This window comes from Polaromonas sp. P3_C2 (assembly GCF_056402675.1).
In genome coordinates this window covers 1-1,602 of record NZ_JBFUGX010000827.1, presented here as the reverse complement: position 1 = coordinate 1,602, position 1,602 = coordinate 1, and the positions used below count along the sequence as shown (strand labels likewise).

Sequence of the window (1,602 nt, the reverse complement as noted above, 5' to 3'; positions counted from 1 at the left end):
CTGTAAGACGTTGGCTGATCAATACCCGGCTTCCGTTGACAAAACATCCTGGCTCGGCGAGGCGAGCATGCTCCGCCACAAAGCGCGGCCCGGGAACGCAGTCTCCATCAAGAAAAACCAGATAGTCGGCCGTAGCCAGACTGGCTCCGAGGTTGCGAGCCTGCGCTGCGGTAAAGCCCACGTCAGGGTGCCAAACGTGGCGGACGGAGCAGTTGAAGTCCGGACATTGCTTATGGAGCATCTCCACTTCATCCGCGCGAGATCCATCATCGGCAATGATGACTTCATGCGCCGGCCCGCATTGACCTGCGAGTGACTTCAAAACAACCAGCAACGCATTGGTTCGGTTATAGGTCAGCACAATAAAGCTGACCTTCACGGTGTGCTCGTTCACTTGCCGGAATTCCGTTGCAGCAACCAAAGCTTCAGGTAGCGGTAATAGGTACMTTCGGCATTTGAAATGGCAAGCACAAGCCCCATGCGCCCGTCCATGAAACCCAAGCGCAAAAAATAGGTTCGAAAGAATGCCCAAAAACCATGGCCGAGCGCTTTGCTGATCGATGATTTTTTACCCTTGCTGTGCAGCACTTGGGCACCGGCACTGGAATAGCGGTTGGCCTTGTCGAGAACCGACTCAAAGTTTGCGAAACTTTCGTGGAGCAGGGAGGAGTTCAACTGCCCTACCGGGTTCGACGTAAGAATTTTTTCATGGACAAGATCATCCGAAAAACGGGCACTCTCGCGCCGAAACAGTCGCGTCACACGATCGGGATACCAGCCGGAATGCCGCATATATTGCCCGCAATAGCTGGAAAGACGAGGAAAAGAATAGACGTCAAACGCCGGCGCCTGAAGCGCTTTGATGATTTCACGCTGAAGCTCGGGGGTAACTCTTTCGTCCGCATCCAGAGAAAGAACCCATTGGGAACTCGCCAGGGCCAATGCGCGGTTTTTCTGGGCACCAAACCCCGGCCAGTCATGGTCGATGCTGACGCGAGCTCCCATGGACCTGGCAATGGCCACAGTTCCATCACTGCTGCCTGAATCGAGGACCACGACCTCATCGGCGAAAGCTACCGAGCGTAAACAGGCCTCCATGTTATGGGCCTCATTCTTGGTGATGATGGTTACGGACAAGCTTGCCAACGAATGCCTACTCAGAAGATCACAAGGGGGATTTACCAGTGAAGTCGCGTTGCTTCATCCCCTGACAGCATAGCAGAGGACCCGTACGCGCCCCCTCGTCGGCAAGTGTGGAATCACCGATAATGCGGGCTGCTCATCAGGTACTGACTGCGACCATTTTGTTAAATAAGACGCTCAATTTTCGGCTCGCCATTATTTGCTTAGCCACGGCCTCTATTGGATTGTCTATGGCAATAATCAGTATTGCCAAGCTTTTGCTGGTGCTTTGCGGGCTCGCTACCCTGCTGGCCATGCGACAAACCGGGCAATACAAGAATCCGCTTGCAGGGTTGCGCGTACCAATCGCCGTGCTGGTCATCCTGTTCGCGTTCACGCTTAGCCTGATATGGACCGTTGCGCCACTGACCGATGCATTGAGCTCGGTTGGAAAATATGGCAAGCTGCTTGAGATCATCC

The 1,602-nt window shown here is 54.2% G+C and carries 2 protein-coding genes and 1 pseudogene; 1 reads left to right on the top strand and 2 read right to left on the bottom strand.

All coding sequences use genetic code 11. The annotated features are described in order from the left end of the window. Window positions 1-394, bottom strand: a 394-nt coding sequence (locus AC1DWI_RS22440; protein WP_477725819.1) for a glycosyltransferase, incomplete at its 3' end; no start/stop codon positions are given. After that, window positions 391-1,146, bottom strand: a complete 756-nt coding sequence (locus AC1DWI_RS22435) for a glycosyltransferase family 2 protein (RefSeq protein WP_477725818.1) — start codon at window positions 1,144-1,146, stop codon at window positions 391-393. The genes AC1DWI_RS22440 and AC1DWI_RS22435, both read right to left, overlap by 4 nt. Window positions 1,147-1,268: 122 nt before the next feature. Here AC1DWI_RS22435 and AC1DWI_RS22430 point away from each other — a divergent pair. Continuing rightward, a pseudogene (locus AC1DWI_RS22430) lies at window positions 1,269-1,602 on the top strand (hypothetical protein); the annotation flags it as partial.